Source organism: Bacteroides sp. UBA939, assembly GCF_002293435.1.
In the GTDB taxonomy this organism is placed as follows: Bacteria; Bacteroidota; Bacteroidia; order Bacteroidales; family Bacteroidaceae; genus Bacteroides.
This window is the reverse complement of sequence record NZ_DBDF01000104.1, coordinates 1-5,219: the sequence shown is the minus strand read 5'-3', so window position 1 is coordinate 5,219 and position 5,219 is coordinate 1. Positions and strand designations below refer to the sequence as shown.

Genomic DNA, 5,219 nt, shown 5'->3' with positions numbered 1-5,219 from the left:
AGGAGAATAGAGATACTCTTGTTAATCACTTATCACTAAACATTAATCATTAATCACTAAACATTAATCACTAATCCCTTATCACTTATCACAACGAAGCTTCGCTTCGCCCGCGTACCCATTCTCATCTAAATTCTCGTTTATGCTACAAACTAATTAGTACACAGATATTTGAAACGGCCGACTTTAGTCGTCCGATCAGCCGACTGGAGTCGACCGATCGGACAACTGGAGTCGGCTGATCGGACAACTGGAGTTGACCGTTTCTCGCAGGTTGATTTAATACGATAGGAGGGGTTGTGGAGCACATATCTTTAGTTATGGTTTCCGGACAATGCTCTACGGGAGTAAATATTCGTCCGGTCAACTGAAAGCCGGAACAAACGAGGGGTGGTAAACGTCCCCACGAGGGGGGTGAAGGCTGTGAACCCTTAAAAAGGGCACTTTTTGCGGTCTGATTTCACCCGTTAAGTGCCATGAATAAGGGAATTACAGAGGTATGTGAAGAGTGTGAACCCCGGAAACAAACTATATGTATTGGGGGGGAAAGGCATTTTATCAGCGCACTTATTCAATCTCAACCCCTGTAAACGTCCCCTCTTTTATCTTAAAATACAAATCCTTATCGGCTTTTGTACTCCAGGGAAACAACCGTATATGCAAGCGTTCGCCCGGATTCAGGGTTTCGTTAACGGGGAGTACTACCTTGTCCGTACTGTCAGTGGCTTGTTGTCTTTCACCCATATCCGTCCGGGGATAAAAATCTTTCCCGCGTGCATAAGCGATACGATAGCAAATCTTACCTTCAAGCACGAAAGATATTTGCTGAACAAGCAGTGTTTTCTCTGCTCCTCCTATCACGAACTCTACATACCGGTTTCCCGCTTCATCTATATCGGCAGGCCATTGGTTTTTCTCTATGGTCAATCCGCGTTCGGCTTCCTCCAAACCTTTCATTGCCATATTATCCAGATTCCCGCTCACGGCAGTCTGCTCCATCCTTTCCGCCTTCTTTCTCATCATTGTGCGCGAATTGTATGAAAACATAGTCGCCGGGCGAAAGATTTCCTTTCACTTTGTCCCAAAGACCTTCCTCACAGAAAGAACGTGAGCTTCTTCCTCCGCGGGCATAGTTGACGACCTGAACATCCGGTGAAAAGAATTCCTGTAACACCTCTCCCCAACCACGGGTACGCGTGGTGTTTTCCACATAATCCGCCATCGTAGAATCGCCGATAGTATGTACTTTTATCTTGGCGGAAGAGGTATTTGTTACACAACTCTCCAGGTAAACTTCCAGGTTGGTATATCCTTCCCGGCTCAAGGTCGTGGCTGCACCGTCGGCTGCATCTTCCGGATTCAATCCGTGCGTAAGTTCCCAACGGTCGGGCATGCCGTCGCTATCGGTATCCGTCAACTCGGCGATTGTAACGCCGCCATCGCTCAACTCAGGCCATGCACTGGCTGCGCCTTCCGGCTTTACGTCGGCAGGAAGGTCTATCAGTCCGGGTTCTTTTTCCGCTCTCTTGGTTATGCTTCCGGTGTAGGTTGCCGTACCGTTTCTGGTTTCCTCTATGATGCGTGAATCAATGATATCGCGTTGTTTTGAGCAGCCGGCTTGTTCCAGAACAAGTTTATAGGCTTCTTCGGCGGAATGAGTAGTAACAACACCGGTTTCAAGGGGAGCGGAGAGGCGTATCTCGCGCTCCACCTTTTTGGTAAACGTATTATCACATGCGGCATTGCTGATTTGTGCGTAAATACCTTTAGTCCAGTTGTCTTTAGTCACATCTTCGTTTCCTTCGATTACATTGCCGTCCACGTAGTACCTGCCCCATACATGTTCCATAGGTTTCCAGGCGTTTGGTTTGCCGTTGGCATTGGTACAATACTTCGTGGTGCGTACACCAAGCGCTGCAATACGATAACCGACGGGACTGTTTTTAGGAGTAGCCGGTCCGGGCTTATAGTAATTATTGACAATATTCACTTTCATGCCTTCGCCTCCGTAGCAACCGTTGCCTGCCCAGTTGTAGATGACGTTATTGCGCATATCCACATACTCACGTTCCTGCGTGGAAACTCGCGGGCCAAGGCGGGGCGTACGGCTTTCGTGGTGTGCCAGCAGATTATGATGGAACGATGATTTCGCCCCTCCTACAATGGCGCCATATCCGTGCTTTCCCTTTGCATGTCCTGCCGTGCGCAGGCTTTCTGATATCAGGCACCATTGTACGGTCAGATTTTCTCCTCCATAAACCGAGCAGGTTTCATCTACCGACCAACTGACGGAGCAATGGTCAATGATAACATCCCGGCAATCGGCGCTTCCAAAGCCATCCGGTTCGCCGCCACTCTCATTGCCTACTCTGAAACGCAAATAGCGGACTATCACATTATTAGCGTCAACAGTCACCGGATAGCGGGCAATGCAGATGCCTTGCCCGGGTGCTGTCTGACCGGCAATAGTCAAATCCCCGTTCGCAATTCTCAGACTTGACCGGAGAAAGATTGTGCCTGCTACATCAAAGACTATCGTCCGCGACCCTTCCTGTTGTATGGCATGGCGCAAGGTTCCCGGTTCGATGCCATCTTCCAGCGTAGTTACGTGATATACTTTCCCGCCTCGTCCACCGGTGGTATAGCGTCCAAAGCCCTCAGCACCGGGGAAAGCCGGTAGATTTTCGGTTTTCTTCATGGAAGAGGTTCCTCCCACATCCGTACTGATAAGTATCCGTGGCTTGACGGGTACGGGTTGTTGCGGAAACAATGCCGTACCACTCCATATAAGGGCTAAAAATAAAACAACTTTTTTCATACGTACATTAGTAATATTGATAAGTGGAAGCAAATGTACGGCGAATCGAGAAAAGCATAGGGGGAATAATTGACGGGAAAAGTGGAATAAATAATAAACCGGCGAAACCTGCGTTATAAATCAGATGAATATATCTATATTTGAGTCCTTCAAAACTCTCTTTGAATCTTTCAAGACACGAAAGAGTGAGCTAAAGACATGGGAATGAATACGCTTGATAGCCAACAATGGCAAGTACTCCGCTACTCGGCAGAACAGAAAGAACGCTGGGATCGCTTCGTGCACCGTTCCAGAAACGGAACATTCCTGCTACTACGCGATTATATGGATTATCATACCGATCGTTTTACGGATTGTTCCCTGCTGATTTACTGTAACCGGAAACCGGTAGCTCTGCTTCCCGGGAATATCTCCGGCGGTTGTTACTATTCCCATCAAGGGCTGACTTACGGCGGAATGCTTCTCTCCCCATCCATTACTTTACAGAAAGTGGAAAGTGCTTTCCTGACCGCCTTGGAATACCTGCGCACGGAGCACGGAATTACTTCACTGGTCTACCGTGCCATACCTCATATTTACCACCGGTATCCGTCGGAAGAAGATTTGTTTGTACTCACACGCCTTGGAGCTACCCTTGCGGCACGAAGTATTTCGTCCACTGTCCTTCCGGGCAATTGCCTGCCTTTCCGCACCTTGCGCAGCCGGCAACAAAAGCGTGCGGAGAAGTATAACCTCCGTATCACGGAAGATGAGGACTTCGCCGCTTTCTGGCATATCTTGGAGGACAACTTAAGGGAATGCCACGATGCCATGCCTGTACACTCATTAGATGAAATCACCCGCCTGCACCGCAACTTCCCTCGTCGGATTTCCCTCTTCCGGGTATGTGAAGGGGCAGGTACATTGGGCGGATGCGTGATATACGAAACAGATGAAGTAGCCCACGTGCAGTACATCGCCGCTTCGCCGCGCGGAAAGAAATACGGAGCGCTCGACCTGCTCTTCCATCATCTTATCCATGTTCGCTATGCCCGCAAACAATATTTCGACTTCGGCATCTCCACCGAGCAGGGCGGGCGGGTACTGAACGAAGGACTGCTGTTTCAGAAAGAAGGCTTCGGAGCCAGAGCAATCATGTACGACGTTTATGAATTGAAACTATGATAAAGTATTTAGAACTGCAGAGAATCAACGCTTCCTTCGAGCCGGAGCTTTCCGCTGCCCTGCTGCGCGTGTTACACTCCGGCTGGTACCTGTATGGTGAGGCGACAGAACGGTTTGAACAGGAGTTTGCCCATTTCTGCGGTACGCCCCATTGCATAGGTACCGGGAATGGTTTGGATGCTCTTACCCTGATACTCCTTGCTTACCGGGAGTTGGGAGTGATGCACGAAGGCGACGAAGTGATAGTGCCAGCCAATACCTACATAGCAGTCATGCTCTCCGTGTTGCGTGCCGGACTTAAACCGGTGCTTTGCGAACCTTCTCCCGATACATGCAACATAGATACAGACCGTGCTGCGGCGTTAATAACTCCCCATACGCGCGCCATCGTGCCTGTACATCTGTACGGTCGTTTAGCCGATATGCAGGACGTGCATCACTTAGCCGCCCGCCACGGACTGAAAGTGATAGAAGATGCAGCGCAGGCGCACGGCGCCATCTACGAGAAACGTCTGCCGGGAAAAGAGAACCAACCCCTGCGTGCCGGAAACCTGAGTGATGCCGCCGCCTTCAGCTTCTACCCCGCCAAGAACCTGGGAGCATTGGGAGACGGGGGCGCCGTCACTACTCACGATGCCGCTCTCGCCACCATCGTCCGTTCCATTGCCAACTATGGCAGTACGGAGAAATACGTTCACCGGTATCAAGGTGTCAACAGTCGCCTGGACGAACTCCAGGCAACAGCTCTCTCTGTAAAACTCTCCCGTCTGGACAGGGACAATGCCCGGAGAAGAGAGATAGCCCGGCTGTATCAGGAAAACATTCATTGGGAATCTACGGCGCTGCGCAGCATCATCAATGCCGGCGACATTAACGAATCGAACGTCTTCCACGTCTTTCCCGTCTTTTCTCCCCGGAGGGATGAGTTGCAGCGTCACCTGGCGGCACACGATATCCAAACCCAGGTACACTATCCCATCCCGCCCCACCGGCAAGAAGCACTGAAGCAAGAGTACGGGATACAGCAACTCCCCATTACGGAACGTATCCATAATGAGGAGCTAAGTCTTCCCATTTCTCCCTTACTGACGAACGAAGAGGTGGGACAGATTATTGATTGTATAAACGCTTTCGGCTAAAACGAAATCACAATTGGTTTATGCTATAAATGAGAATTGATTAGTGATTAAGGTCTAATGAACAGCTACTTAAGTGATAAGTGATTAGCAAGAGTATC

General features: G+C 49.7%; 4 protein-coding genes. 2 read left to right on the top strand and 2 right to left on the bottom strand.

Annotation, left to right across the window (positions count from 1 at the left end):
• Nucleotides 1-567 precede the first annotated feature (567 nt).
• Nucleotides 568-1,023 (bottom strand): hypothetical protein, encoded by a 456-nt coding sequence (locus B2Z67_RS07235; protein WP_291529148.1) that lies wholly within the window; start codon nucleotides 1,021-1,023, stop codon nucleotides 568-570.
• Nucleotides 965-2,698 (bottom strand): pectate lyase, encoded by a 1,734-nt coding sequence (locus B2Z67_RS07230; protein WP_291529149.1) that lies wholly within the window; start codon nucleotides 2,696-2,698, stop codon nucleotides 965-967. Before B2Z67_RS07230 ends, B2Z67_RS07235 begins: the two co-directional genes overlap by 59 nt.
• A gap of 324 nt (nucleotides 2,699-3,022) precedes the next feature.
• Here B2Z67_RS07230 and B2Z67_RS07225 point away from each other — a divergent pair, with 324 nt between their 5' ends.
• Both B2Z67_RS07225 and B2Z67_RS07220 read left to right on the top strand, forming a co-directional pair.
• On the top strand, nucleotides 3,023-3,982 hold the full coding sequence (locus B2Z67_RS07225) for a GNAT family N-acetyltransferase (protein ID WP_414630789.1): 960 nt from the start codon (nucleotides 3,023-3,025) through the stop codon (nucleotides 3,980-3,982).
• On the top strand, nucleotides 3,979-5,121 hold the full coding sequence (locus B2Z67_RS07220; protein ID WP_291529146.1) for a DegT/DnrJ/EryC1/StrS family aminotransferase: 1,143 nt from the start codon (nucleotides 3,979-3,981) through the stop codon (nucleotides 5,119-5,121). Before B2Z67_RS07225 ends, B2Z67_RS07220 begins: the two co-directional genes overlap by 4 nt.
• The last annotated feature ends 98 nt before the right edge of the window (nucleotides 5,122-5,219 follow it).

What these genes read in the sequence shown, in the direction of transcription:
- B2Z67_RS07230 (WP_291529149.1), bottom strand. Translation starts at nt 2,698, where the DNA reads ATGAAGAAAACCGAAAATCTACCGGCTTTCCCCGGTGCTGAGGGCTTT.
- B2Z67_RS07235 (WP_291529148.1), bottom strand. Translation starts at nt 1,023, where the DNA reads ATGATGAGAAAGAAGGCGGAAAGGATGGAGCAGACTGCCGTGAGCGGG.
- B2Z67_RS07225 (WP_414630789.1), top strand. Translation starts at nt 3,023, where the DNA reads ATGAATACGCTTGATAGCCAACAATGGCAAGTACTCCGCTACTCGGCA.
- B2Z67_RS07220 (WP_291529146.1), top strand. Translation starts at nt 3,979, where the DNA reads ATGATAAAGTATTTAGAACTGCAGAGAATCAACGCTTCCTTCGAGCCG.